This is a genomic window from Campylobacter rectus (assembly GCF_004803795.1).
GTDB lineage: Bacteria > Campylobacterota > Campylobacteria > Campylobacterales > Campylobacteraceae > Campylobacter_A > Campylobacter_A rectus.
In genome coordinates, this window is the sequence record NZ_CP012543.1 from 2,093,615 (window position 1) to 2,119,785 (window position 26,171).

34 protein-coding genes are annotated in these 26,171 nt (G+C 45.4%); 8 read left to right on the forward strand and 26 right to left on the reverse strand.

The features are described 5' to 3' along the window. Nucleotide 1 precedes the first annotated feature (1 nt). From CRECT_RS10060 to CRECT_RS10090, 8 genes are all read left to right on the forward strand, one after another. Nucleotides 2–457, forward strand: coding sequence for a 23S rRNA (pseudouridine(1915)-N(3))-methyltransferase RlmH (locus CRECT_RS10060; protein ID WP_002943747.1), 456 nt, complete (start codon nucleotides 2–4; stop codon nucleotides 455–457). A 9-nt stretch (nucleotides 458–466) separates the two neighbouring features. Then, nucleotides 467–820, forward strand: coding sequence for an RNA polymerase-binding protein DksA (dksA, locus tag CRECT_RS10065; protein ID WP_002943729.1), 354 nt, complete (start codon nucleotides 467–469; stop codon nucleotides 818–820). 9 nt (nucleotides 821–829) lie between these two features. Continuing rightward, the gene (locus CRECT_RS10070; RefSeq protein WP_002943778.1) at nucleotides 830–1,867 is read left to right on the forward strand and encodes a hypothetical protein; all 1,038 of its coding nucleotides are present in this window, start codon (nucleotides 830–832) and stop codon (nucleotides 1,865–1,867) included. Next, on the forward strand, nucleotides 1,864–2,781 hold the full coding sequence (locus tag CRECT_RS10075) for a tRNA dihydrouridine synthase (RefSeq protein WP_039887754.1): 918 nt from the start codon (nucleotides 1,864–1,866) through the stop codon (nucleotides 2,779–2,781). The genes CRECT_RS10070 and CRECT_RS10075 overlap by 4 nt, the downstream gene beginning before the upstream one ends. A 2-nt stretch (nucleotides 2,782–2,783) precedes the next feature. Then, the gene (recO, locus tag CRECT_RS10080; RefSeq protein WP_039887755.1) at nucleotides 2,784–3,398 is read left to right on the forward strand and encodes a recombination protein RecO; all 615 of its coding nucleotides are present in this window, start codon (nucleotides 2,784–2,786) and stop codon (nucleotides 3,396–3,398) included. 257 nt (nucleotides 3,399–3,655) lie between these two features. Then, nucleotides 3,656–4,300: an ankyrin repeat domain-containing protein gene (locus CRECT_RS10085; RefSeq protein ID WP_050771468.1), complete on the forward strand. Its 645-nt coding sequence runs from the start codon at nucleotides 3,656–3,658 to the stop codon at nucleotides 4,298–4,300. Nucleotides 4,301–4,319: 19 nt separating this feature from the next. Further along, a complete protein-coding gene (locus tag CRECT_RS12785) occupies nucleotides 4,320–4,589 on the forward strand; it encodes a hypothetical protein (RefSeq protein ID WP_050771469.1) in 270 nt (89 codons plus the stop codon). A 142-nt stretch (nucleotides 4,590–4,731) separates the two neighbouring features. Then, nucleotides 4,732–4,950, forward strand: a complete 219-nt coding sequence (locus CRECT_RS10090) for a hypothetical protein (protein ID WP_039887714.1) — start codon at nucleotides 4,732–4,734, stop codon at nucleotides 4,948–4,950. A gap of 70 nt (nucleotides 4,951–5,020) precedes the next feature. Here the strand turns inward: CRECT_RS10090 and CRECT_RS10095 are convergent, their stop codons facing one another. The 26 genes from CRECT_RS10095 to rplU form a co-directional block, all read right to left on the reverse strand. Continuing rightward, on the reverse strand, nucleotides 5,021–5,788 hold the full coding sequence (locus tag CRECT_RS10095) for a tRNA 2-thiocytidine(32) synthetase TtcA (RefSeq protein ID WP_002943975.1): 768 nt from the start codon (nucleotides 5,786–5,788) through the stop codon (nucleotides 5,021–5,023). After that, nucleotides 5,785–6,468, reverse strand: a complete 684-nt coding sequence (locus tag CRECT_RS10100; RefSeq protein WP_002943666.1) for a 5'-methylthioadenosine/adenosylhomocysteine nucleosidase — start codon at nucleotides 6,466–6,468, stop codon at nucleotides 5,785–5,787. Before CRECT_RS10100 ends, CRECT_RS10095 begins: the two co-directional genes overlap by 4 nt. Next, nucleotides 6,465–7,385, reverse strand: coding sequence for an ACP S-malonyltransferase (fabD, locus tag CRECT_RS10105; protein ID WP_002943895.1), 921 nt, complete (start codon nucleotides 7,383–7,385; stop codon nucleotides 6,465–6,467). The genes CRECT_RS10100 and fabD overlap by 4 nt, the downstream gene beginning before the upstream one ends. Before the next feature lie 10 nt (nucleotides 7,386–7,395). Then, nucleotides 7,396–8,007 carry an FKBP-type peptidyl-prolyl cis-trans isomerase gene (locus tag CRECT_RS10110; protein ID WP_002943734.1) on the reverse strand — a complete coding sequence of 204 codons (612 nt, stop codon included), beginning with the start codon at nucleotides 8,005–8,007 and terminating at the stop codon, nucleotides 7,396–7,398. Between the two features lie 59 nt (nucleotides 8,008–8,066). Continuing rightward, nucleotides 8,067–8,960, reverse strand: coding sequence for a tetratricopeptide repeat protein (locus CRECT_RS10115; RefSeq protein WP_002943617.1), 894 nt, complete (start codon nucleotides 8,958–8,960; stop codon nucleotides 8,067–8,069). 8 nt (nucleotides 8,961–8,968) lie between these two features. Beyond that, a complete protein-coding gene (locus CRECT_RS10120; RefSeq protein WP_039887719.1) occupies nucleotides 8,969–9,487 on the reverse strand; it encodes an OmpA family protein in 519 nt (172 codons plus the stop codon). Between the two features lie 53 nt (nucleotides 9,488–9,540). After that, entirely contained in the window at nucleotides 9,541–10,815 is a 1,275-nt protein-coding gene (gene tolB, locus CRECT_RS10125; protein WP_002943750.1) for a Tol-Pal system protein TolB, read from the reverse strand. Nucleotides 10,816–10,825: 10 nt separating this feature from the next. After that, entirely contained in the window at nucleotides 10,826–11,656 is an 831-nt protein-coding gene (locus CRECT_RS10130; RefSeq protein WP_002943752.1) for a TonB C-terminal domain-containing protein, read from the reverse strand. Next, nucleotides 11,649–12,041: a biopolymer transporter ExbD gene (locus CRECT_RS10135; protein ID WP_002943918.1), complete on the reverse strand. Its 393-nt coding sequence runs from the start codon at nucleotides 12,039–12,041 to the stop codon at nucleotides 11,649–11,651. Before CRECT_RS10135 ends, CRECT_RS10130 begins: the two co-directional genes overlap by 8 nt. Then, nucleotides 12,038–12,502, reverse strand: a complete 465-nt coding sequence (locus CRECT_RS10140; protein ID WP_171992772.1) for a MotA/TolQ/ExbB proton channel family protein — start codon at nucleotides 12,500–12,502, stop codon at nucleotides 12,038–12,040. The genes CRECT_RS10135 and CRECT_RS10140 overlap by 4 nt, the downstream gene beginning before the upstream one ends. A gap of 116 nt (nucleotides 12,503–12,618) precedes the next feature. Continuing rightward, a complete protein-coding gene (gene atpC / locus CRECT_RS10145; protein ID WP_002943950.1) occupies nucleotides 12,619–13,008 on the reverse strand; it encodes an ATP synthase F1 subunit epsilon in 390 nt (129 codons plus the stop codon). Nucleotides 13,009–13,025: 17 nt separating this feature from the next. Then, nucleotides 13,026–14,423, reverse strand: a complete 1,398-nt coding sequence (gene atpD / locus CRECT_RS10150; protein WP_002943946.1) for a F0F1 ATP synthase subunit beta — start codon at nucleotides 14,421–14,423, stop codon at nucleotides 13,026–13,028. Nucleotides 14,424–14,436: 13 nt separating this feature from the next. Continuing rightward, nucleotides 14,437–15,321, reverse strand: a complete 885-nt coding sequence (gene atpG / locus CRECT_RS10155; RefSeq protein ID WP_002943756.1) for an ATP synthase F1 subunit gamma — start codon at nucleotides 15,319–15,321, stop codon at nucleotides 14,437–14,439. A gap of 9 nt (nucleotides 15,322–15,330) precedes the next feature. After that, nucleotides 15,331–16,848 (reverse strand): F0F1 ATP synthase subunit alpha, encoded by a 1,518-nt coding sequence (gene atpA / locus CRECT_RS10160; protein WP_002943766.1) that lies wholly within the window; start codon nucleotides 16,846–16,848, stop codon nucleotides 15,331–15,333. A 12-nt stretch (nucleotides 16,849–16,860) separates the two neighbouring features. Then, entirely contained in the window at nucleotides 16,861–17,391 is a 531-nt protein-coding gene (locus CRECT_RS10165) for a F0F1 ATP synthase subunit delta (protein WP_002943968.1), read from the reverse strand. After that, complete coding sequence (locus CRECT_RS10170; protein WP_002943653.1) at nucleotides 17,391–17,888, reverse strand: F0F1 ATP synthase subunit B; 498 nt, start codon at nucleotides 17,886–17,888, stop codon at nucleotides 17,391–17,393. Before CRECT_RS10170 ends, CRECT_RS10165 begins: the two co-directional genes overlap by 1 nt. Nucleotide 17,889: 1 nt before the next feature. Then, nucleotides 17,890–18,312 (reverse strand): FoF1 ATP synthase subunit B', encoded by a 423-nt coding sequence (locus CRECT_RS10175; RefSeq protein ID WP_002943891.1) that lies wholly within the window; start codon nucleotides 18,310–18,312, stop codon nucleotides 17,890–17,892. A 97-nt stretch (nucleotides 18,313–18,409) separates the two neighbouring features. After that, nucleotides 18,410–19,264, reverse strand: a complete 855-nt coding sequence (locus CRECT_RS10180; protein ID WP_171992726.1) for a ParB/RepB/Spo0J family partition protein — start codon at nucleotides 19,262–19,264, stop codon at nucleotides 18,410–18,412. A gap of 3 nt (nucleotides 19,265–19,267) precedes the next feature. Beyond that, nucleotides 19,268–20,050, reverse strand: coding sequence for a ParA family protein (locus CRECT_RS10185; protein ID WP_002943655.1), 783 nt, complete (start codon nucleotides 20,048–20,050; stop codon nucleotides 19,268–19,270). A 158-nt stretch (nucleotides 20,051–20,208) separates the two neighbouring features. Next, the gene (locus CRECT_RS10190; protein WP_002943985.1) at nucleotides 20,209–20,844 is read right to left on the reverse strand and encodes a biotin--[acetyl-CoA-carboxylase] ligase; all 636 of its coding nucleotides are present in this window, start codon (nucleotides 20,842–20,844) and stop codon (nucleotides 20,209–20,211) included. 2 nt (nucleotides 20,845–20,846) lie between these two features. After that, nucleotides 20,847–21,641 carry a bifunctional hydroxymethylpyrimidine kinase/phosphomethylpyrimidine kinase gene (gene thiD / locus CRECT_RS10195; protein WP_002943993.1) on the reverse strand — a complete coding sequence of 265 codons (795 nt, stop codon included), beginning with the start codon at nucleotides 21,639–21,641 and terminating at the stop codon, nucleotides 20,847–20,849. Between the two features lie 435 nt (nucleotides 21,642–22,076). After that, on the reverse strand, nucleotides 22,077–22,982 hold the full coding sequence (gene fmt, locus CRECT_RS10200) for a methionyl-tRNA formyltransferase (RefSeq protein ID WP_039887759.1): 906 nt from the start codon (nucleotides 22,980–22,982) through the stop codon (nucleotides 22,077–22,079). A 17-nt stretch (nucleotides 22,983–22,999) separates the two neighbouring features. Further along, nucleotides 23,000–23,734, reverse strand: coding sequence for a hypothetical protein (locus CRECT_RS10205; RefSeq protein ID WP_002943941.1), 735 nt, complete (start codon nucleotides 23,732–23,734; stop codon nucleotides 23,000–23,002). Between the two features lies 1 nt (nucleotide 23,735). After that, nucleotides 23,736–24,965 (reverse strand): GTPase ObgE, encoded by a 1,230-nt coding sequence (gene obgE, locus CRECT_RS10210; protein ID WP_002943976.1) that lies wholly within the window; start codon nucleotides 24,963–24,965, stop codon nucleotides 23,736–23,738. Between the two features lie 511 nt (nucleotides 24,966–25,476). Then, on the reverse strand, nucleotides 25,477–25,734 hold the full coding sequence (gene rpmA, locus CRECT_RS10215; RefSeq protein WP_002943616.1) for a 50S ribosomal protein L27: 258 nt from the start codon (nucleotides 25,732–25,734) through the stop codon (nucleotides 25,477–25,479). An 11-nt stretch (nucleotides 25,735–25,745) separates the two neighbouring features. Beyond that, complete coding sequence (gene rplU, locus CRECT_RS10220; protein ID WP_002943840.1) at nucleotides 25,746–26,060, reverse strand: 50S ribosomal protein L21; 315 nt, start codon at nucleotides 26,058–26,060, stop codon at nucleotides 25,746–25,748. Nucleotides 26,061–26,171: the final 111 nt, after the last annotated feature.

The window sequence follows — 26,171 nt, forward strand, 5'->3', positions numbered from 1 at the left end:
CTTGGAAATTTCCGTGTTTTGCATCCAAAAGTCGAAACGTGAAAATTTTGAAAACGAGATCAAAGATTACGCGAAGATGTCATCGAAATTCGCCAAAATTTCAGACGTCGTCATCTTTAACGACAAGATCGCCAAAGCCCAAAGCAAAGGGCGAGAAGAGGCGCTAAAAGCTTACGACGAGGTTTATGAGCCGAATTTAAACGGCTTTTGCGTGGCGCTTGACGAGGCCGGGCGCGAATTTAACAGCGAGGAGTTTGCCAAACTCATCTCGGACAAGGCTCAGATTTCGTTTTTTATCGGAGGAGCTTACGGGCTGAGCCAAAATTTTAAACAAAAAGCGGACGTCGTCGTTAGTCTGAGCCGTATGACGATGGCGCACAAAATAGCCAAGCTTATGCTTTACGAGCAGATTTTCAGAGCTCTTTGCATAAACAAGGGCCACCCATATCACAAATAAAGGAAAAAAATGCGCAAAAGCGACCTGGAGCAGTTTAAGGCACTTTTACTGGAGCGAAAAGCACAGATAGCCAAAAATATTTTAGACTCGTCAAATGAGATGGCGGGACTGCGCCAAAGCGGCGTCAGCGACGATTTTGACATCGCCTCCGTAAATGCCGATCAGCTAATCGAGCAATCAATCAGCGCCCAACAAAGGCAAGAACTGGCCGAGATAGAAATCTCGCTACGAAAAATAGCCGACAAAACCTACGGTATCTGCGAGATGTGCGAGGAGGAGATCGGGCTGGCGCGCCTGCGCGTCAAACCGCACGCAAAATACTGCATAACATGCCGCGAGATAGTGGAAAAAACCGTAAAATAGGGGTACGCCATGCAAATCAAACGTTTTATAGTCTATGCGCTCGTTTATCTGGTCATAGTCGGCGCGCTCGTTTATCTTTTCGAGGGCGGCTCTTACGAGCTTCATCTTAAATTTTCCTTTTTAGGCAGCGACACCGCGTATGCGTTAAATTTACCCGTCGCCGTCTGGATGATACTGCCGCCTACGATTTTGACGCTATTTTGCGTGCTTCATATGGCCTATCACGGGTTTAAATTTTACGCTTTTAAACGCAAAATTTCGCACGATGAGAAATTTTACAGAGAGCTCGGCAAAGAAATTTTGCTCGGCCTTGATACGAATAAGGACTTTAAAACCGATTTTTATAAAATCCCGTCTCAGATGGCTAGAATCCTTTCGCCTTGGGATAGATACAAGGATGCAAGCATCGAGGGCGAGGAGCTACAAAACGTCCTAGATATAATGCGCACGGTCAAAAACGGAGAAATCGCCGATCTAAAAAAATTTAAGTTACCAAAAGATAATCCGCTCTTTATCAAAAACGAGCTAAACAAGATAGCGCATTTAGACGGGTACTATCTGGAGACGCTCAAAAAGTCCGCCGATGAGCAAGGCGAGATCGCTCGCGAAGCAAGGCGAAAGCTAATAAATTTAGGCTCATTCGCCGATATCAAAAAATTTGCTCCCGAGCCGGACGAAAAAGAGAGGATGACGCTTATCGCCCGCTTTGCCAAAGACGAGATAAATTTGAGCAACGACGAGATTTTGGAGTTGTTAAATTCGGATAAAATTTCAAAAGATAGCTTTGGTATCAGCGCCGCGACGCTAAAAAGCAAAATCGCTCCGGACACCATCATCGGCATCTTCGAGCGCCTTAAAAACGAACGCCAAGAGGCGCAGGAAGCCTACGTCTATCTGCTGTTTGAGTTTGAGATGCTCGAGCGCGCGCAGGAAGTTTTGTCGGGCCTTGAATCCGGCGAATATCAAAATTTCCGCACCTTGCTATATCTCAGACAAAACGGCAAAAACGTCCCGACCGATCTATTTTTCAAGCACGCGCATTGCTGATAGATTTTTCAAAAAAGCCGCTTTTTCTAGCTCCGCTCGCGGGCTTTTCGGATCTGCCGCTTAGAAGCGTGGTTAAGCGATTTGGCTGCGATGTGACTGTAAGCGAGATGATAAGCGCAAACGCCCTAGTCTATGAGGGCAGCAAAACGCTTGAGATGCTCAAAAAATCGCCGCTTGAAACGCCATATATCGTGCAGATCGCAGGCAGCGACGCGGACATCGTCAAAAAAGCGGTGGAAATTTTAAACGGTATCGAGGGCATCGACGGCATCGATCTAAACTGCGGTTGCCCCGTGCCAAAGGTCGTCAAACAGTCCGCGGGCTCGGCACTGCTAAAAGATATCTCAAATCTAAAACGCATCGTAGAAACCATCAAAAAAACCTCAAATAAGCAAATGACCAGCGTCAAACTGCGCCTGGGCTTCGACGAGAAAATACCCGAAATTTTAGCCCTTGCCGCGCAGGACGCCGGAGCGGACTACATCGCATTTCACGGACGCACGAGAGCCGGCGGTTATACGGCTACGGTAGACTACGCCGCGATCGGCCGAGCTAAAGAAGCAGTAACCATCCCCGTCATCGCAAACGGCGACATCTCGCCCGAAAATGCGGCCGACGCGCTAAATTTGACCAACGCCGACGCGCTAATGATAGGACGCGCCTGCATCGGCAAGCCGTGGGTTTTCCACGAGATAAAGACGGGCGAGAGCATCGACGCGGCGACGAAAAAGGCGATCATCTTGGCGCATTTTGACGCGATGATCGAGCACTACGGCGAGCACGGAGCGGCGATATTTCGCAAGCACCTACACCGCTACTCCAAAGGCACTCCAGGCGCGGGCGCCTTTCGCGACGAGATAAACCGCATCGCCGAGCCAGACATCCTGCGCCAAAAAATCCAAACCTTTTTCTAACCATGCAAGGCTACATCCTGCACACGCAAAAAGTACGCGACGAGGACCTGCTCGTCTACATCCTCACGCCCTCGCTGCTAGTCAAATCCTACCGCTTCTACGGCGCGCGCCACTCAAACGTCCTGCAAGGCTACAAGATCGACTTCGAGCTCGAAGGCGGCGAAAACTTCCTCCCGCACCTGCGCAGCGTCCTGCACCTAGGCTACCGCTGGCTACTCTCGCGCGAGCGACTACTCGTGTGGCAGCAGTTTATGCGCCTACTCTACGCACACCTGCGAGACGTCGAGCAGATAGACGAGGTGTATTTTTGCGAGCTCGAGCTTTGCGCCTCGCGCTTTGACAGAGGCGCCCCCAAACGACTACTCATCGAGAGCTACGTGCGCATTTTAGAGGCCGAAGGCAGGCTGCACGACGAGCTTTTTTGCTTTATCTGCGACGAGCCCGTGGAGGATAGAGTTGCGCTAGCCAGGAGCTTCTTGCCCGCTCACGAGCACTGCGCCGCGCAAAAGGGCTTTGAGGTAGAAAAGATAAAAATGCTCTTTAGCGAGCGCTCTACGCTGCTACTTGATGATGACGAGATAGACGCGCTCTACTCGGTTTTACTTCAGGGGCTTTGAGTAAATTACCCGAGCAAATTTATCGCTAGTTTTGCCTAAATTGCCGTTTTAATCCGACCTGCTAAAATTTGCTTTTAAATTTAACCTGTCCAAATTTATCCTTATCAAGGTGGATAAACCCGCGCACGCCCTACCCCGTCCGATACCTTAAATTTGAGCGCAGTTTTTTAGCAAATCACAGCTCAAATTTCATCAAATTTACCGCCTCTTTACCGGGTCTTGGCTAATATTTCGCAAATTTGATTTAGGGGATAAATTTGAATAGATTCGCGCTCGTCTTCACAGCTCTTTTCCTCGTCGTTTTTATAAATTTCCTCTACGAAAAGCTATCTAGCCCCACTCATTTTACCGTCACTCCGGACACTAAAATAGACCCAAACTCCGAGCTAGCCAAATACGTAACGCAAGAGGAGATAGACGACTTTGGTTTTAGATACTGGGATATAGACGAATACGAGGAGCGCAACGCCACCCTTAGCGCTTTAAGAAATTTGCTGAGGCTAAAAGATACGGATAAGATTTTAAATTTTATGAAAAGAAACGGGCTTAGCGCCGACGTAAAGATGAAGGCAAACACGACCCCGCTGATGTACTCTAGCTTTTATGGCGACGAAGCCACGGCAAAAAGACTCATGGAGATGGGTGCGGACGCTCATGCGCGAGATAACTACAAGCTCTCGCCCCTAGCCTACGCTATCGAAAATAACTCCACAAAGACCGCTAAGCTGCTGCTTGATAGCGGTGTCAGGCTTGAGGAGATCAAAGCGGTGCAGTTTTATCAAAACCATGCGATATACTCTCTGATAAATAGCATAGTCGTAGATAAAGACGACGTGCATATAAATCGCCGATACGGACTCAAAGGATGCAGCAGATCCCTTCGGCTACGCCATAGCCAATAATCTACTGGAAATTTCAAAAATGTTTTTTGAGCTGGGATATAAGCCCCAATGTAAATTTAAAGCCCAAAGAAACGAGGAATTTGACTGTTTTGGTATTTTGGCGCATATTCCAAACTACGAACCTATGCTAAATTTACTACTAGACAACAACGTTTCGGGGCAACCTACGAGCGAGGAGCTAAAAGAGGCGTATAAAAAATGCTATATAAGACACAAGTGGGCAGTTGAAGACAAAGAAAAATACATCTATAAAATAAAGGCAGAGACGAAGAGGCCGAAGAAAAGATAAAAAGAACCAATAATAAATACAAATATGCTCCTTATTCGCTACTGTATGAAGACGGTCTTTTGCAATACAAGCCAAAGCCGCCAGATCCCGAACAAATAAAAAGATTTGACGATACGATAAATTTTTACTCTAAACACTCTGTTTGGACGAAAATGCTACATTTAAAGATACCGAATCTTTTGTAAAATGGGCAAATGAAGAAAAAAGGCGAGAGAATGTATTGCGGTTTTTAGAAGCGCACAAAAATAATCCCGCAAAGGTGATTTATATCGATGTCAACATAAGTAGTCAAGACAAAGAAAAGCTAATATCCAATAAACTAATCCAAAAACGAAGGAGCAAAAATGCCGCAGAGCGATGATAATAGATCGCTTATGGCGCGGTAGGAGCAAGGAGATAACCGACCAACAAAAGTCAAATTTGACGAGCTTTCACTCCTCGTCGGTCAAATTTTGAGCCTGAGCGGCGAAAAACGTATCGCTGTGGATGTTTTCAAAAGCGGCCTTTAGCGAGACGAAAAGCTTTGGATTTTGCTTTTCCAAATTTGCTAAAAGCTCCTTGGTTTCGGCTCTAGCGTGAGGCATCTTGACGTCAAATCGCATCGCAGGACACGCCTCGTCGCCGATGACGGTAAGCCCGTTTCGCACGGCGTTTTCGCGTAGCTGCCTTTCGCGCACGAATATAAACGGCCTGATAACCTCGATCCCATTTGCCGCGACGTATTTTGGAGCAAGCGTTCTTAGCGCACCGTTATAAGTAAAATTCATAAAAAAACTCTCGACCGCGTCGTCGAGGTGGTGGGCGATGGCGAGCTTGTTAAAGCCGTGCTCGAGCGCGTAGGTGTAGAGATAGCCGCGCCTCATACGCGAGAAAAAGCTGCAAAAGCTGGAGTTTTTGCGGATCTTGTCCTTGGATATCTCGAAGATCGAGCTGTCGATCACGTCGTGCTCGATGCCGTGCTCGGCACAGTGGCGCGTGAGATAGGCGTAGTCCTCGCCCATGCCGTAGCTTAGCGTCACGGCCTTAAACTCAAATTTTTCAGGCGTGACGTTTTGCATGTGTTTTAGCACGTGCGCGAGCGCGAGGCTGTCCTTGCCGCCGCTAAGACCGAGCAAAATTTTATCCCCGCCGCGCACCATACGGTATCTGGCATTGGTCTGTCCGACCTGGCGCAGCAACCGCTTGCTAAGCTCTATCATAGCCGCTCGATCATCGCGAGCATAAACTGCGCGCTGACGTTTGCCGAGTCTTGCAAAAATTTATCGAAGTCAAACTCCGCGCTGCCGCCCGCCTCGTCGCTGATGGCGCGAAGCACGAAAAACGGCACGCCTAGGCTCTCGCAAACTAGCGCCACGCTGGCGCCCTCCATCTCGGCCGCATCGGCTTTGAAGGTCGTCTTTAGCCACTCTTTTTTCGCATTATCGCAGATAAACTGATCGCCCGTGGCTATGACGCCGCCTTTTAGCTCGATGCCTTTTTCGACCGCGACGCTAGAAGCTAACGCGTTTAGGGCGTCGTCGCTTTTGATAAATATGCTGGTCTCAGGCACGTAGCCGTGAGGGTGCCCGAACGCCGTGATATCGACGTCGTGCTGCACGAGGCTAGTCGCATAAAGCATATCGCCGATTTTCAAATTTGGATTTAGCGCGCCTGCGACGCCGGTAAAAAGTAGCTTGTCGGCGCCAAATTTCTCGATCATCGCGCTTGCGGTTAGAGCGGCATTTACCTTGCCGATCTTAGAGTAGGCGATCACGAGCTCTTTGCCGCCGAAATTTGCGAGGTAAAATACGTTATTTGCGTGCTTAACCTCTTTGTAATCCTTGATGCGCTCGAGCAGAGGAGCGACCTCCTCGCGCATCGCGCCCAAGATCGCTATCATTTAAGCTCCTTTAAAAGCTCTTCAAGACTGCTAAGATCGGTGACGCTAAAGGTCGGCTTCTCGGTGACTTTTTTGTTGATGCCTTTTAGCACGCTACCGCCGAACTCCACAAAAATATCGACCTCGTTTTCGATGCTTTTGATGCTTTGCTTGTATAAAACGGGACTAACGAGCTGGGCTTTTAGCAAATTTAGCGCTTCGTCTTTCGTACCGTAAGGCTTCGCCGACGCATTTGAAACGACTGGGTCAAATTTAGCAGCCAAGGCAGGCTCTAGCTGCGCCGTTAGCTTCTCGCTAGCGCTCTTTAAAAGCGGGCAGTGACTTACGACGGACATGTTTAGGGGCAATACGCGCTTGGCGCCCGCTTCTTTAAACGTTGACTCAAATTTGGCGATGTCATCTTTTAGACCCGCGATCACGATCTGACCGTCGCAGTTGTAGTTCGCGGCGTAAATTTGATGGCCGTCCGTCTGAGCGTTTTTGCAAATTTGTTCGACCGTCTCGTCGCTAAGGCCCAAAATAACGCTCATCGTCACGTCTTTACCCACGCAGTCCTCTTGCATAAATTTACCGCGTAAATTTACGATCCTAAGCGCATCCGTAAAATCAAACGCGCCGCTAACCGCAAGCGCGCTAAACTCGCCCAAAGAGTGACCGAGCGCGAAGCTTGGCTCTAAATTTACGCTTTGCTTTAGCGCGAGATAGCACATAAGCGAATTTAAAACGATCGCAGGCTGGGTAAATTCGCTCCTGTTTATGAGGTTGTTTTCGTTGAAAAGTAGGTTTGCAAAGTCGATTTTTAAGCTATCGCTCGCATTTTGTAAAAGCTCGGATGCGGGGCTGAAATTTTCGTAAATTTCCTTGCCCATACCGATACTTTGCGAGCCTTGCCCGGGGAATATAAACGCCGCTCTCATCTAAATCCTCTTAGCAACAACCGCATCCGTCGTCATTGCCGTGATGGTCGTGTCTGCCGCAGCAGCCGCTCTCTTTGTGCTCGTGATGACCGTGACCTCCGCAGCAACCGCCTTCGCCGTGATGATGGTCGTGATCGTGTCCGCCACATCCGCATGTGTGAGCGCCGGCTACCATACCCGTAGCTATCTCATCCTCTGTCGCGTCGCGTTTGTCGAAAATTTGAACCTTAAACTCCAAATCTTTGCCTGCATAAGGGTGATTAAAATCGACAGTCACGTTGTCTTCGCCTATAGATTTTACTATCACGCGCACGTTCTCGCCCTGCTCGCCTTGACCGAAAAGCTCCATACCCTCCTTTAGCTCGATACCCGCAAATTGCTCTTTTGGCAGCACTTGAACGGCGTTAGGGTCGTATTCGCCGCAGGCATCGGCTGCGGAAATAGAGATGATTTTAGTATCGCCTTTGTTTAGTTTTAAAACCTCTTCTTCCAGTTTTTCGATTATGTGTCCGCGTCCGGTTAGAAAGGAAATTTCTTGCCCGACTTGCATATTCGACTCCAAAATTTCGCCCGTTTTTGCATCTTTTAGCTCATAAAACATAGCTACAACTTGTTCTTTCACGTTCTTCTCCTATTTATGAAAATAACGTGATTATATCGTTAAATTTATTAAAGGAAGTTTTAGTTTCGAGTAGGGGCTTGTTTTGCTTCTTTGCTATCGGGATAGCCTAGTTTTAGAGCTTTGTAAAATTTATTCGCACTTTCGGTGTCTTTTATCTTATCAAAGCTGATAGCGGTGTGATAAAGAAGCTTTGGCGTATAGTCGGCCTTGTCGTAGAGCTGAATACTTTGCTGGTAATGTTTTATGGCGTTGTTATAAGCTTTTTGCTTATATGCTATCTCGCCGAGATAAAAATTTGCCATCGCAGGTTTGTGATCTTTGCTCAAAAGATACTCGTATCTGGCCTTTGCGTCGTCAAGCTTGCCTGCGTCAAACAGTTTTTTTGCCTCGCTCGCTACGTCTTGATTCTTTCGCCTAGTAAAATCCGTCTTTGAGCTCTGCGACTGGGTATCGGGGGTTTTAACGGCAGACTTATCTTCGTCTGTTTTTTTCGTATTTGCAGGCGCAGCATTGCTTTTATCTATCAAAGCGCCCATATCCTTAAGAGCTTTTGTGATTTTTGCATTGTTGGCCTCTTGTATTTTTCTACTTTCCTCTACGTATTTTTTAAGCTCGTCAAAGTCTGACTTTGCGGTAAAATTTCCATCGTTTCCTTCAAGATCACTTAGTCTTTTTTCTATCCTAGATATCCTCGAATTTAGTCCGTCTAACACACTTTGCAAACCTTCGAGTCGCTCTTGCATGCTATTAAGCGAAGACTCTACGTCGCCCACATTTCTGCTTAAATTTTCTAAATTTTGCTTGTTTTTGAGAAAAGTTTTTTCATTATCGGTTAAACCGTAGGGACTAGAACTGTCTAAATTTCCAGCGTCAAATACGGAAATTTCATTGGAAGCGGAATAAGAAAGAGTGGCTCCTATAAAAAGAGCCACGATAGTTTTTAAATTCGTCATAAATTTAATTATGGAAGAACTTTAAATTCGGCGCGTCTGTTTTGAGCGTCGCAAGCTTTTGTTTTGTCGGTGCAAACAGGGTTGCTTTCGCCGTAGCTTACGACCATGATTCTATCTGCGGCAACGCCTTGTTTTACGAGAGCGTCTTTAGCGGCTTTTGCTCTTTTTAAACCAAGCGCATAGTTATACTCGTCAGTGCCCCACTCGTCGCAGTTACCCTCTATTTTTACAGAAAGAGCTTGAGCCTCTGATTGATTAAATAGGCCTGCATTTGTATTGATAACGGGTTGCATATCGCCTTTGATGTTAAATTTGTCAAAATCAAAATATACTGTTTGAACTTGACCCTCAATGCTTGAAATTAATTGCTGCAATCTTTCGCTATCGCTCATCATATTATCGCTTGAACCCATATTTCCCATATTTTGATTCGCATCGGCGCTCATATCAACTTCAGGGGTCTTAGAGCTACAACCGCTCAACAACAAAGCCGCAATAGCAGCAGAGGCTAAAACTACTTTTTTCATTTTTATCCTTTTGTAGAATTTTGTCGTGATTATATCATAAAATTTACTCAATATTACCAATCAATCGACTGAATTTTGCCGATTTTTAACGGGAATTGGAAACTTTTATTTTCATTTACGCGGATAATACCCAGCGAACTCTGACCCCCGAGCTCTTTAATAAACACCACGCTTTGTCCGTCGCTAGAAAATCTAGGATATAAATTCTTACCGCTTGCAGTAAGCTGCCTGATGTAATCAGTCTGCGTAGAGATCATATAAATGTTAAAATCCCTCGTTCCAAAGCCGCTTTTGCCGTCCTCTCTGCTCGAATAAACTATGTAATTTTGATAGGTGCTGACGGAGTTGTTGTTTTTACCGTGATATACCATCTGCTCAAAGCCGCTTCCATCGACGTTTTGAGCAAAAACATTCGGATAACCCAGTCTATCGGATACGAAAACCACGCGTCTGTCGCCATCAACGAAATTTCCATTAACGTCGATGCCGCTATAATTGGTTATCTGCGACAATCTTTTTGAATTTAAGTCATATATATAGATGTCGGGCTGATCTTGCGGAGCCATAGTTAGTAAAATTTTATCTCCGTTTTGGCTGACGTCCGAGGCTATGAGCATACCGCCTCTGCTGTCTAAAATTTTAGTTTTTTGACCGCTTGCGACGTCGTATCTGTAGAGCACTAGCTTCGCTCCGCTGTAATCGGAGTAGTAAAAAGCTCTCTGGTCGGCTCCTATCCATTTTGGAAAGATGTTTAGGCCGCCGCGCACAAGCACTTTTTGATAGGTCAAGGTATAGTCGGCTATGACGATCTCGCTCTGCTTAGAGCCCGTTCCTTTAGCGAAAATGATAAATTTCTCCATCCAATTAACAGCCGGCATTTTTAGCTCGTTAATAAGCTCTACTACCGCCTTATGCGCGATAAACGGATATTTCGCGCCGTCGTTCATATTGTAAATTTTCTCATATTGAGTGGTTGCGGTTTTTGCATTTATGAGCTTGACCCTGAGACTCAAAGGCGAGGTAGGAGAGCCCTCAAGCGCGTATCTAAAAATGAGCTGGGCGCCCTTTTCGCTCATCACGTTCGTGTTTGAGTCGCCCTCGTAGCTGCTGGCGATATACTCGTCCACGACCTCAAAATCAGAGCTTACCTTTAAGTCTCCGAGCATGATTTTGTGAAATTTGCCCTTAAAAGCCTGATCGCCGACGGCAGTAGTGGCGTCTTGGAGCACGATCTTTGGCAGAGCTAAGCCTTTATTGATGACCGAGATGGTAGCATCTACGGCAAAAAGCCAACCCGCAAAAGCAAGAAACAGTAAAATTTTCTTCATTTTTCCTCCGTTATTCCAGTTTGTCTTCTAGTTTGGTTGCGAGCCTAACAGCTCTGCCCATCTGAGTAGGCGGCGGAAATTTCTCAAAAGTCATATTTTCCAAGAAATCTCTAACCTTGTCGTTAAATTCGCTATTATACGATAATTTTTTTATATCGTAGCTAAACGATCCGTCAATGTCGATGACAATCTCGACTTCCGCCTCATCGCTAGAGTCGGCCTTGTAGGCACTCCATTTGCTCTGTAAAATTCTGCTAATCATACCGAAATATTCATTATATTCACCGGTCATTTGCGACTTTGGAGTTTTAGCAACCTGATCCAAAGTAAAATTTTTAATAACGTCGCTAGCCTTTTTTTGCTGGCTCGTTATCTGGACTTTTTCGGGCTTTTTGCGGCTTTGCTCTTTTGGTTGCTCTTTTTTCTTGGCGACTTTATCTTCTTTTAGTTTAGAGGTATCGATACTACCGAATAAATCCTTTAAATTCGGCTCTTCTACCTTTTTTTCTTCGGGCTCGGGCGGTGCGGGATCGGGCTCGGGCGGTTTATTCGTGGTATCCGGTTTTAGCTCCTCTTTCTTGATATCTTCTTCTTTTTTTACGGGCTCGGGCTTTTCTTCTTTTACGATCTCTTTTTTAGGCTCGGGAGCTTTTACCGTGACGTCGGGCTCGCGCTCGACTATCATAATATCTATAAAGGCGTCTTTGGTGTCGGTGTATTTTTTCGGCTCTTCTTTGAAGTAAGTAAGCTTAATAAAAATACCGCTTATGATACAAAGATAAAGAAAAGCCGATAGTAAGAAGTAGCCCGAAGTGTTAAATTTGAGATCAAATTTATCCATTAGTCTGGAGCGCCACCTTTGTAAAGCCGGCGTTTTTCACGCTCTTTAAAACAAACATCACATCATCATATATGAGGCTCTTGTCGGCCTTAATATAAACGGGCGAATTTTTATCGTATTTTGCCCCGATCAGCACGATATTGTCGGGAAGCTCGCGCAGATCCATAGTGTTTTGATCGATTCTTACTTTTTTCGTAGCATCCACCATAACGGTCAAATCCTTTTTTTGAACCGAAGAGGTTTTGGTTTTTGAGCCCTCGGGCAATAAAATTTGCTCCTCGTAAATAATCGTAGGCGTCGTAACCATAAGAATCGCCAACAAAACAAGCATAATATCTACGAGCGGAGTTATGTTTAACTCCGGAGTTTCGTCGAGATTTATCATTGATTTTCTTTAAACGTTGCAAGGATATCAACTTCACGTCTGATAACGCTCATAAGCTCGTAAGCTTTTCGTTTGATAAGCAAACTAAAGGTATAAGCGGGAATCGCAACGAATATACCGGCTCCAGTGGCCACAAGTGCTTCGCTGATAGCTGGAGCGATGAAACCTAGAGACGAATTTCCTCCGCCTTGACCAAGCTGAGAAAACGTCTCCAAAATAGAAACAACGGTACCGAAAAGTCCGATAAAAGGCGACGTAGAAGCGATAATGCTAAGCCAAGTAATACCGCTTGTTGCGTTTCTCTCGGCAATACTAACGGCTACCGAAAGCTTTTCTTTGGATACCGAACCGCTTACGAATCTTTTTAAAACCGAATCGTTTAGTATATGCTTGGAGCCGCCCATCAGCAGCGACTCAAGCGCATTTTGCTCTTTTTTTTGCCATAAGCTAAGCCCTACCATACGAGATAAAAGCACGGTAAGGCTTATAATGAAATAAAAAGAGAGCCAACCGAGTACAAATACGGTAATAAAACTACTTCTTGATAAGTAGTTTAAAAAAATATCAAGTCCGGCCACTATCTTGTCCGAGCCATGCTATCTAGTTTTGCAACTGTAGCCGCCATAGCGTTATTTTCGCTACTCATACTAGCGATCAAATCTTTTGCCTTTTGCAATGAATTTGCTATCTCGCTCTCGGAATTTCCAGCCACATGGACGGCACCGTCGGCAAGGATAGTTGCCTTACCCTCGTTTATCTCGGCATATCCCCAGTTTATCGCGACGGCATCATGACTTTTATCTTCGCTCTCGATGTCTATAACGCCGGCTTTTAAAAGCGAGATAAGCGAGGCGTGCCCGGGCAAAACCCCGAACTCGCCTTCGCTACCGGGCAAAACTACGCTTTTAATATCGTTTGAAAACACTAAACCATCAGGCGTAACGATTTCTAAATGTAATTTATCCATTACTTTTTCCTTTAAATTTAGGCCTTAAGTTTTTCAGCTTTCGCTATCGCCTCGTCGATATTTCCTACCATATAAAATGCGTTTTCCGGCAAATCGTCGTATTTGCCTTCCAAAATTCCCTTAAAGCCCGCGATATTTTCCTCAAGACTTACGTATTTGCCGGGACTTCCCGTAAACACCTCGGCGACGAAGAACGGCTGAGATAAAAATCTCTCGATCTTTCTAGCGCGATCGACCGTAACCTTATCTTCTTCGCTAAGCTCGTCCATACCAAGGATAGCGATGATATCTTGAAGGTCTTTATATTTTTGTAAAACCGCTTGCACGCCTCGAGCAACTTTATAGTGCTCTCCGCCCAAAATTTGAGGATCAAGCATTCTTGATGTCGAATCAAGCGGATCGACCGCAGGATAAATTCCCTTTTCCGCGATAGCTCTGTTTAGAACGGTAGTCGCGTCAAGGTGCGCGAAAACGGTCGCAGGAGCCGGGTCGGTAAGGTCGTCCGCAGGGACGTAAACGGCTTGAACCGAAGTAATTGATCCTTTTTTGGTTGATGTAATTCTCTCTTGGAATTTGCCCATTTCGCTCGCCAAAGTCGGCTGATAACCAACGGCTGACGGGATACGTCCAAGAAGCGCCGACATCTCAGCGCCAGACTGAGAGAAACGGAAGATGTTGTCTATAAACATCAAAACGTCAAGTCCCATCTCGTCGCGGAAGTATTCAGCCATCGTTAGGCCTGTTAGAGCGATGCGGTTTCTTGCTCCCGGCGGCTCGTTCATCTGGCCGTAGCACAAGGCGACTTTGTCCAAAACGTTACTCTCTTTCATCTCGTGATAAAGGTCGTTTCCTTCGCGGGTTCGCTCGCCCACGCCGGCAAACACGGAATAACCGCTATGCTTAAATGCAACGTTGTGGATAAGCTCCATGATAATAACCGTCTTACCGACGCCGGCACCGCCGAATAATCCGACCTTACCGCCTTTTGCATAAGGGGCTAGAAGATCGACCACTTTTATACCCGTTTCAAAAATTTCACTCTTCGTGCTTTGCTCTTCAAACGGCGGAGGATCGCGGTGGATAGACCATTTTTTATCAAATTCTATGCCTTCACCCTCGTCGATCAGATCGCCGACGACGTTAAAAATCCTTCCCAAAACTTTTTCGCCGACCGGAACGCTAATAGGCGCGCCAAGAGCCGTAGCCTCAAGGCCTCTGGTTAAGCCTTCGCTCATATCCATAGCGATCGTTCTTACGCGGTTATCGCCAAGGTGTGCGGCAACCTCTAACACAAGTCTGTTTTGCTTGCCCTCAACCTCGAAATTTACTTCGACGGCTTCGTTGATCTTGGGTAAATAATCCGTGAAATCGACGTCGACTACCGGACCCATTACCTGAGAAATGATACCTTTCATCCATACTCCTTAATTATTTCATTGATTCGACGCCACTGATGATCTCGATAAGCTCAGTGGTGATAGACTCTTGGCGAGCCTTGTTATACGATAGTTTTAGCTGAGCGACGCGCTCTTTGGCGTTGTTAGTCGCATTGTCCATCGCTTGCATCCTGGCGCTGTGCTCGGCCGCTAGGCTATCGACTAAAGCGTAATACATACTATACTCGAAATACTTCGTAAGCAGTTCGTTTAAAATTTTACCGTCGTCGCTCGGCTCGAATTCCATCAAAGAATTCGTCTCGATTTCGACAAGCTTTGGCGGCTCGACCGGCACGATGTCGTTTATGCGAATTTGCTGAGAGATCATGTTATTGTAGCCGTTATGCACCAAAATAACCTTATCCGTTGTGCCGCTTATAAAGTCGTCTATCGCGTCTTTTATGATGTTTTGAGCTTTCTCATAGGTTGGAGACGAGCTCACGCCGATGTATTTTTCAAGCAAATTTATACCCTGGAAGCTAAAAAATTCTATACCTTTTTTACCTACCGCGCGAAGCCTTATCTTTACTTTTTTTGCCTTAAATTCGTTAATCATATTTCTAACGGTTTTAATGGTCTGGATGTTAAAACCGCCGCAAAGCCCCTTGTCTGCGGTAACGAATATAATATCGACCTTTTCGATATTCTCTTTGACGTCGAAAAATTTACTCTCGGTGTTTACGGAGCGATATTGATTGATCTTATAGGCGATTTCAGATAAAACTTCGTTGATCTTGAGCGCATAAACCCTGGAGTGACGAGCGGCTTCCTCGGCCTTGCGAAGTTTAGCCGTAGATACCAGCTTCATCGCGCGCGTCGTCTTTTGGGTATTTTGGACGCTCTTGATCTTTCGTTTTATATCTTTTAAATTTGACATATTCTAGCCTTAGTTAGCGGCAAACGTCGCTTTAAAGTCTTTTAGCGCCTTATGCAAAAGCTCCTCAATCTCTTTGTCGAGTACTTTTTTAGTTCGAATTTGCTCGAAAATTTCAGGATATTTCGCCTCTATATAAGGATAAATTTCGGCTTCAAATTTTGTAACCGCTACAGTCGAAATATCGTCCAAATAACCTTTTGTACCGGCAAAAATCATAACGACTTGCTTTTCAACCGCAAGCGGGCTGTAAGGAGGCTGCTTTAACACTTCGACCATCCTTTGACCGCGCTCAAGCTGTTTTCTCGAGCTCTCGTCAAGGTCGCTCGCAAACTGCGCAAATGCTTGAAGCTCGCGGTATTGTGCAAGGTCAAGCCTCAACGTTCCCGAAACTTGCTTGGTTGCTTTTATCTGAGCTGCGCCGCCGACGCGAGAAACCGAAAGGCCGACGTTGATCGCAGGGCGGATGCCCGAGTTAAATAAGTCGGACTCAAGGAAAATTTGACCGTCGGTGATAGAAATAACGTTTGTCGGAATATACGCCGAAACGTCGCCGGCTTGCGTCTCGATAATAGGAAGCGCCGTTAGAGAACCAGCGCCTAGCTTATCGTTTAGCTTAGATGCGCGTTCTAGCAAGCGAGAGTGCAAGTAGAAAACGTCGCCGGGATACGCTTCGCGGCCCGGCGGTCTGCGAAGGATCAAGCTCATTTCGCGGTATGCCACGGCGTGTTTTGAAAGATCATCATAGATGATTAGGGCGTGGCGAGAGTTGTCTCTAAAGTATTCGCCCATCGTTACGCCCGCATACGGAGCTAGATACTGAAGCGCAGCAGCGTCGGAAGCACCTGCATTTACGACGATGGTGTATTCCATAGCACCGTATTCTTCGAGCTTTTTAACGACTTGCGCGACCGTTGATTGTTTTTGTCCGATCGCGACGTAGATACAAATAACGTCTTGACCTTTTTGGTTGATGATAGTATCTATCGCGACGGTAGTTTTACCCGTTTGGCGGTCGCCGATGATGAGCTCGCGTTGTCCGCGGCCGATCGGCACTAGCGCGTCGATAGCCTTGATGCCTGTTTGAAGCGGTTCGTGAACGCTCTTTCTAGCCATGATACCTTTTGCTTTTTCCTCGACGAATCTAGTCTCGCTAGCTTCGATCGGGCCTTTAGCGTCTATCGGCTCGCCGAGCGAATTTACTACGCGGCCTATCAAAGCATCGCCAACGGGAACGCGTAAAAGCTTAGCTAGGCGTTTTACGCTCGAACCCTCTTTAATACCGTCCGTTTTACCCAAAATAACGATACCGACACTGCTTTCCTCAAGGTTTAGAGCCATGCCTTTTTCGCCGTTCTCAAACTCGACCATCTCGCCGGCCATAACGTTTTTTAGGCCGTAAACGTTAGCAACGCCGTCGGCTACGGATATAACCTTGCCCGTCTCGTTTACATCGACGTTAAGGCTGAAATTTTCAATCCTTTCCTTGATGATGGCGCTGATTTCATCTGCTTTTATTTTTGCACTCACGCTTTTTCTCCTTTATATTGCTTTTAATATGTATTCGCTCATTTGGGCTTTTAGCCTATCTACCGAAAAGCTGGCCTCCACGCCCAAATCGTCCAGCTCGATCTTGATGCCGTTATAGTCGCTTTTTACCGGCTTTAAAATGATTTTTGCGTTAAATCTCTTAGAAAAGCTATTTTCAAGCTCTGAAATTTGAGTCTGGCTGATCTGCGAGCCGCCGTAAATTTTGCCGTAGAAAACGTTATCCATTTTTGATTTTTGCGCTAAAAGCTCGGATACGATACTAGGTAAAATATCAAGTCTTTTATTTTCGCCGAGCAGTTTTATGAAATTTATAAATTTCTGATCCGCTTCGCCGACCAAAGAAAGGACGAAGTCCACTTTTTCGCTATTTTTCAAATTCGGTGAAATGATAATGTTTTGAAATTTTTCGTTTGCGAAAGCATTTGCGATCTCTTGCAACTTAGTCGTAAATTTATTAAAATCATCCTTGCCAAGATCGCTAACTAGGGCTTTTACGTATTTTCTTGCTACAAGTTCTTTCATCAGCCGACCCTTTTAAGCATGATATTGATAAGCTCGCTTTGATCCATTTTGACGCTGTCGCTTGCAAAAATTTCATTTAAAATTTCGCCTACGACGGACTTGACCATACGTCTTTTTTCAAATTCTTTTTGATCCTGGAAGCTTTTCTCCAGATTTACGATCTCTTGCATGGTTTCTTCTTTGATACGTTCCGAGATCAAAAAAGCCTCTTTTCTGGCCGTTTCCACCAGACTGTCGGCATTTGCCTTGGCTTCTTCTACGCGTTTTATGGCGTCGTCTTTCTTGGCTTTTGACTCTTTTAGCTTTTGCTCGATATTATCGAGTCTCGCAGCGATACTCTCTATCCTTCCTTTATAGGCGTTCTTGACCGGATTTGCTATGAGATAATACAAAATCGCAGCAAAAATGATGAAATTTATCGTTCTAGGCACGATATCGTAACCGCCGTCCGCCATCAAAACGAAAGGAAATAATAAAAGTAAAATTTTGCTCTTCATATTAAATCCTTGCGAGTTTTGCTTTTAGAGCGGCTTGAAGTTCAGGCAGTTTTTGCTGCAAATCGGCTCTAAAATCGCTCTTTTGAGCGTTTAAATTTTGAATAAAAGCATCATAATCAGCCTCCAAAACTCCGCGTTTTTCGCTCACTATCTTTGCGGCCGCGTCTTTTGCGGCATCGATAGCTTCTTGCTTTATTTTGCCCGCTTCGCTTCTTGCGGCGGCTATGAGCTGTTCTATTTGCGCTTCATACACGCCAAGATCGCTCGTATTTTTGCTAGCGCTCTCTTCGTCGTTTTTGATCGCATCGTTTCTAGCGTCTATAAATTTAAGTAGAGGCTTGTAAAGGATGGAATTTAAAACGGCGATGAGCCCCAGAAAAATAACTGCCGTCAGGACGACTAACGGCAAATTAATTTCCAACATCAAATCTCCTTAAAATTTAATATTTTTTTAAGCATAATAAAATCGGGCTTATTTTACAAAAAAAAAGGATAAAACAAGCTAAATTTAAATAAATATTTTATTTTATCTTGCTTATCATCCTGTCTATATCAGCTATGTCGTCAAATTCGATAGTGATTTTTTTGCCTTTTATTTTTACCGGTACGTCGAATTTAGAAAAAATTTCTTTTAAATTCGAAAGCTTTTCAAGATATCTTTTATCTAGCTTAAGAGCAACTTTAGGCGGCAACTTATTTTTTAAATTTTTTACCAAATTTTCCGTCTCGCGCACGCTAAGGCGCTGTCCAATGATAGTATCGACCGCCATTTTTTCGTCGCTTGGCTCGAGTCCTACGATTACTTTTGCATGCCCTTGCGTGAGCTTGCCTTCTTTTATATACTCTTGCGTCGCTGCGCTGAGGCTCAAAAGCCGCATAGTGTTTGTTATCTGGACTCTGCTTTTGTGGATGATGTTTGCGAGGGCGTCTTGAGTGATTTTGTATTCGTCTATAAGCTCTTTATAAGAATTTGCAAGCTCTATAGGATTTAAGTCTTCTCTTTGGATATTTTCTATGAGCGCCAGTTCGCGCAGGCTTTGGCTTTCGATATCGGCGACTATGGCTTTTATCTTGGCTTCTCCGAGCAGTTTAGTCGCGCGAAAACGCCTCTCGCCTGCGATCAGCATATACCCGCCGTCTTTTTTTATGACGATGATAGGCTGTATGAGCCCGTGTCTTTTGATACTTTCGCTAAGCTCTTTTAGTGCCGTCTCGTCGAAGGTTTTACGCGGTTGATACGGATTTTCGACGATCAGATCCAGATCGATATCCTTTACTATATCGCTGTTACCTTCACTTAGTTCGGCTTTGTACGCAAGCTCTACGTCTTCAAGTATAGCGCCCAGTCCGCGCCCCAATCCTCCCTTTTTAGCCATCTTTTATCCCAAAATCGAATATGCTAAATTTTGATACGCTTGCGAGCCGGGAGATTTTATGTCGTATAATATCACGGGCTTTCCAAAACTAGGGCTCTCGGCGAGCTTTACGTTTCGCGGCACTATGACGAAATCCTCCGCGCCGTCTTTGGTTTTAAACAGCTTATTTTCAAAATGCTGCTTTAAATTTGCCACCGTTTCTTTGGCGAGATTGTTTTGCGAGCTATACATCGTCGGCAAAAAGCCTTTGATATTTAGCTTAGGATTTATTGTTTTTTTGATGATTTTGACCGTATTTAAAATTTGCGCAAGTCCTTCCAGCGCATAAAATTCGCACTGGATCGGGATTATCACGCTATCGCTAGCACTTAGGGCATTTACGGTGATGCTGCCCAGCGCCGGAGGACTGTCGATGATGATAAAATCATACTGCTCCACGACCTCGTCGATCTTGCTTTTTAGTATCTTTTGATAGTCTTTGCTCTGCTCGCTAAGTTCTTGCTCGATACCGACCAGCCCGATGTTTGAAGGGGCTAAAAAAAGCGTAGGAATTTCGGTTTTTAAGACGATTTGCGAGAGCTTTTTGCGACCCGTGAGCACGTGATAGATGTTGTATTCGTAGTCGTTTCTGTTAAAACCCATCCCGGTCGTCGCGTTGGCCTGCGGATCGATGTCTATGAGTAGCACTTTTTTTTCGGCCACGGCTAGAGATGCGGCCAAATTTACCGCCGTAGTCGTCTTTCCAACGCCGCCCTTTTGATTTGCAATGGTTATGATTTCGCACATGAGAATTTTCCAAAATTTGTTTTAAATCGGTTAATTTTACAAAAAACTTACTTTGTCCAAGTTTAGTTTCGGCTTTAAAAATTCTGAAAGATTTTCGTAGCGCGTCCCTGTCGATATTTGACTAAAAATATTAAATTTTATACCTAATTTAAGAAAAATCACCTAAGAGAAAAAACTCTTCGACCGTCCACCTCCAAAGAGCCGTCCGGTAGGAGTTTAGCTTCTTTTAGCGAGATCTCTTCGCCCTCAAAATGCGTAATAAATTCTCTTGATTTTTCAAATTCGATCTCAAATTTTTTAAAAATTTCCGCCCAAGAAGGAGCCGCTTGCAGCCTTTTGCAAAATTCTCCGACCGCTACACTCGGACTTACCTCGATGTCCAAAATTCCAGCATTTTGGGGCGCATTTTTTAGATTTATGCCCATTCCGCAGACGTAAATTTCGCCAACTCTCGTCGTCAAAGTTCCGCCGATTTTTTTATCGCCGACGTAAAAGTCGTTTGGCCATTTTAGCCAAATTCGCGAGCCGCGAGCCGCGAGCGTTTCGCGCATTATCATCGAAAAGTAAATCGATGCCGACTCGCCTCTTAGATCGCCAGGTAGCGCCGTCTCGCTCATACAAAACGAAAAAAACAGATTTCCTTTAAGCCCGCTCCACGTGTTGTTTCTGCTGCCGATACCTTGTGTCTGTTCTTTTGCCGCGAGTGCAAATGGCGGCGTTATCCTGCCTTCGCGCACGGCGGCCGCTAAAAACTCCTGCGTAGAAGGGATGCTATCTACAAATTCGATTCTCAAATTTAATCCCCAAATTCGACGTTATGAAAATGATTGATAGGGTTGCAGCCCGAGCCTACCGCAAATGCCGCCTTTATCGCTTTATAGACATATTTATTGGCTCTTTGCGCGCTTTCGCGTAAGCTAAAACCAAGCGCCAAATTTGAAGCGATTGCGCTTGAAAGCGAGCATCCCGAGCCGTGAGTAGAGCTCGTATCTATGCGCTCTTGTTCAAACTCCGTAAATTCCGCGCCGTCATAGAACAGATCGAGCGAAACGCCGCCCACGTCGCCGCATTTTAAATAGACGCTTTTTGCTCCCGTTTTTAAAAGCTCTTTGCACGCCTGCTTAAACTCATCTTTGCTTTTAGGCTCGCGTTTTACGATCTCTCTTGCCTCAAATTTATTGGGCGTGATGACCGTAGAAAGCGGAAAAAGCTCGCTTACGATCGCGTCTTTTGCCGCGCCCTCCAGCCAGATATCGCCGTTTTTGCAGCTCATCACGGGATCAAGCACCACGGGCGGTAAATTCGATACTTTTCTAAGCGTAGCCGCAACGGTTTTTATAATCTGTTCGCTCGGCACGACGCCGATTTTAACGGCATCTACGCGGATATCGTCAAATATCGCCTCGATCTGTTTTGCGATCAAATCGCATTCTACGAGTTGCATATCAAATATCCCTTTTGTATTTTGAGCCGTAAGCGCCGTGATCGCGCCCATCGCATACACTCCGTGCGCAGCGAAAACCTTCAGATCGGCAATGACTCCTGCGCCCCCGCTGGGATCGACGCCTGCGATACTTAAAACATGCTTCATACATACATCCTTTTTAATAGATTAAAAAGGAGATTTTACAAAATTTAGATTAAATTTTAAGATATGCGAGCGAAAATGCACATTATGCTTTGTGCGATTTTGTGCCGAACAATGCAGACAAAACGCCGACACGGCCTTTTTAGCCTAAAGTTTACGGCAAAAATAAAACGCGGCGTTTAAATTTAAGTCGGCTGATTTTAAACCGATATAGTTCGCCTGCGCGGCGGGGCAAATTTTATTTTTAAAACGCCGTTTTAGACTGGCGATCCGTGTCGCGCTCAAAGGACTCCGCCGCGTAAAATATGCGCCTACCCGATATTTTACCGATAAATTCGCATCTTGAACGGCCGCAAACAAAACCCGGCAAGGCGGCATAGAAAAATAGCCGTGTGTGCGCCTTAAACGGCGCTAAATTTTTACTTTTACAAAAACGTTCTACGAGAGGATATCGCCCGCGTTAAGCCGCTTGCCGTTTAGATACGCGCTAGCGTCCACGGGCTTTTTACCGGGCTCTTGCACCTTTATGATCTTGACCGCACCCTCGCCGCAAGAAACGCAAAAGCCGAGCTTATCAACGTGCAGAATTTCGCCCGTGCGTTCAAATTTACGCCCGCAAGATTCGCGCAAAAGCTCTAGTTCTAAAATTTTTAACCCGCTAGCTAGATAGATCCCGGGCCAGGGCGTTAGCGCACGAAATTTATTATAAATTTGCCGTGCGCCTTCCTCAAAGCTAAAAAGCCCGTCAGATTTGCTTATTTTTTTGCAGTGCGTAGCCTGCGCGCCCTCTTGCTTAAGCGGCGTTAAATTTGCAAAATTTCGCAGCACTCGCACGATCAGCTCGCCCGCTAGATCACCCAGTTCGTCAAACAGCTGCGCCGCCGTTTTATCCTCGCAAGGCGTGTAGGCAAAATCAAGCATATCGCCCGTGTCAAGCCCCGTATCCATCAGCATCGCCGTCACGCCCGTCTGCTTTTCGCCCGCCAAGATCGCGCTTTGAATGGGACTTGCGCCGCGGTATTTGGGCAGGATCGAAGCGTGCAGGTTTATGCAAGGCGCGATGTCAAGGACGGCCTGCGGTAAAATTTTACCGTATGCGGCAACCACGATAAAATCAGGCTTTAGCTCTTTTATCTGCGCCGTAACCGCCTCGTCTTTGAGTGTTGCGGGCTGAAAGATCGGTACGGCAGGCAGATACTGCTGCGCGTAAACTTTAACCTCGCTGGGAGTTAAAATTTGCTTCCTGCCGACAGGCTTATCAGGCTGCGTAAAGACGGCCGCGATCTTAAATTTCGCCTCCGCAAGCGCGCGTAAAATTTTAGCCGCATACTCGGGCGTTCCCATAAAAACTATATTTTTCACTACTTTTCCTTGCTAATCCAAATTTGCTTTTGGCTCGTTATATTCGCGTGAAATTTATCGCCATCGCCTTTCCAATCTCCTGCAACGACTATATTTCCGCCTCTATTTTCTAAAATGCCACTCAAAATTTTATTAAATAAGCTCTCGTCATTCAAATTTAATGTGAAGATAAATCGATCCTCCAGCTTTACAAAAATTGTTTTGCTATCTTTTGAATAATTGCGAAATTTTGCTTCTATCAGCTTTTCCCCAAAAACGCCTTTCGTATAAATTTTTACGCTTCTATTATCCAAAAGCATTTTCCAAATTTTTATACCCGCAAATTCGTCGTTTATATCCATACTTTTACAAAGATCATATATTTGGCGTATCGTTCTTACTTGTTTGATTTCGTTGCCTGAGGGCAATTTTGAATTATTCGATGGGAGAGCGCTGCAGTTTTGCGGCACGGCAGACTTAAGTAGATTGTCCATAAAGCTATCAAATTTAAATGCTTTTTCGTCAAAATTTTCAATACTTCCGACATTTGAATTTTTATAATAGCAATCAAGGTTGTGCGGGTGTGATTTTAGTGTCGCCCTAAAATACGCCTTTGACACACCGTCTTGATTGCATAAAAACAGGTGAGCATCGCACTGCGGATCAGGACAATAAAAGCGCTTAGATCTATCTGAGCACTTGACCGCTAAAGCCTTTTTTTGTCTTAGTTCGTCTTCGAAGGCAAATAGCGACATATTACTTTCTCCTTAGCAGCTCAAGCAGCTTAAATTTTAGCTCGTTTATATTTTGTCCCGTCGCCGAGGAGATCGGCATTACGAAAAACGGCTTAGCGGAGTCAAATTCATAAATATCTTGCTTGTAGATCGAGCCGTTAAATTTAGCGTTTTGTGCGGCAGAATTTGACTCCGCCTCGTTTGCATTTTGATCCGCGTTGTTTGCGCTCTGATATGCGTCGCCGTTTCCGGCGCTAAATTTAGAAATTTCGCTCGGCTCGGCATTTAAATTTGAACCCGTCTCGCCGGCATTTGGTTTTAAAATTTCGTCGCCGTTTTTACCTGCCGCAAGCCCCAAATGTGCTAAAAACGCGTCAAATTTTTCCTGCAAATTTTCAGCCGCGTCCGCGCGAGTTAGAGCGATCGCGTAGTCTCTTTTTGCAAGCTCTCCTGAAAATTTCGCCGTCTCGGCCCGCAGCGCGTCAAACTGCTCCTCAAGGCTACGGTAGTTCGCAAGATCGAGCATAAAAAGTAAAATTTTAGTGCGCTCGACGTGTTTTAAAAACTGCACGCCAAGCCCGCGTCCTTCGCTAGCGCCAAGGGTAATGCCCGGGATATCGGCCATGACAAAGCCGCTGTATTCGTCAACCTCGACGAGGCCGAGCTTTGGCGTGAGCGTGGTAAATTCGTAGTTTGCGATCTGGGGTTTAGCGTTTGAGACGGTCGAGATTAGCGTGCTTTTACCTACGTTTGGAAAGCCCACGAGCCCCACGTCGGCGATGAGTTTTAGCTCCAGCCGCACCTCGCGCGTTTCGCCCTCTAGGCCTTTTTGTGCATATTCGGGAGCTTGGTTGATCGAGCTTTTAAAATGCACGTTGCCAAGCCCGCCTTTGCCGCCTTTTAAAAACAGCTCGCGCTGCCCCTGGCTAGTCAGGTCGCAAAGTAGCTCGCCCGTCTCTGCATCTAGCACCGCGGTGCCCGGAGGCACGATAAGCTCGAGATGCTCGCCTCTTTTGCCGTGCATCCTGCGCCCCATACCCGCCTCACCGTTTTGCGCGCGCAAGGCCTTTTTGCCTTTATAGGCCGCCAGCGTGTGGGTGTTGTTGTCGGCGACGAAATACACATCGCCTCCGTCGCCGCCGTCGCCGCCGTCCGGTCCGCCTAAAATCACGTGTTTTTCGCGGCGAAAGCTCACCGATCCGGCCCCGCCGTGACCCGAGCTTAGGGTTAAATTTACGCTATCTATAAACATTTTTTGCCTTAGTTTTTAAATTTTATTTTATTATTTGTTTCGTTGCTTCATAAATCCGACCAAATGCCGATTGCCAAACTTTTCCGATATCTTACCTTGCCCGGCTCACCGATAAATTTGAGCGTTTTACTCGCACGATTTAAAGCCGATTTGTCAAATTTTACTCTTAAACGCTCTAAATTTGCCGCTCATAAAAAATATTTAACTTAAGATTTAAATTTTACGAAAACTTCGGATTATATCGGTTTATTGATTAAAATTTGATTTGCCACAGAGTTCAAACTATTTGCCGTGCGCCGTTATTAAAGCAGATTATTTGCGGCAAATTTTAACAGTTTGGGTCAAATTTCAAAATTTGACGAATAGCGCGGCGATCTTTTTTGCTACGTAAAATTTTTATAGATTTTAAATTTCGCCTTAAATATCTTTTGAGCGGTTACTTTATAGCGCGAGAGAAGCTTTTGAATTTTATGAAATTTGAATAATTTAAAAGGGGCTTTCGCCCCAAGGATTACGCAGCAGGATAAACCGAAACTTTTTTCCTGTTTTTATCTAGTCTTTCGAATTTAACAAAACCGTCGATTAGCGCGAAAATCGTGTGATCTTTGCCTAGACCGACGTTGCTGCCCGCGTGAGTAGCGGTACCGCGCTGGCGGATGATGATGTTGCCCGCGCGAACGAATTCGCCGCCGAATTTTTTAACGCCTAAGCGTCGTCCGATGGAATCTCGGTTATTCTGGGTTGAGCCTTGACCTTTTTTGTGTGCCATATCTTATCTCCTTAAGCTGCGATACTTACGACTTTTACGCGTGTAAACTGTCTTCTAAAACCGCGTTTTAGTTTTGAGTCTTTGCGTCTGCGTTTTTTGTAAATAACGACTTTTTTATCCTTGCCCTCGTTTACGACTTCAAGAACGACTTTCGCACCCTTTACGAACGGCGCGCCTACCTTTACTTCACCGTCGTTTACGCACAAAACGTCCGTAATCTCGACTGATGATTTTGCTTCGGCACTGAAATGGTCAAGCTTAAGATATTCGCCTTCGCTGACGCGATACTGCTTGCCGCCGTGCCTAAATATAGCGTATTTTGACATACTCTACCTTTCTAAAATTTGGTAAGACCAAAAAGCGCTTTTGGATTTCAAAAGACTTGGGGAGCTTTGTTGGTTGTAAGAGACGGATGATACCCAAAAATTTATAAATTT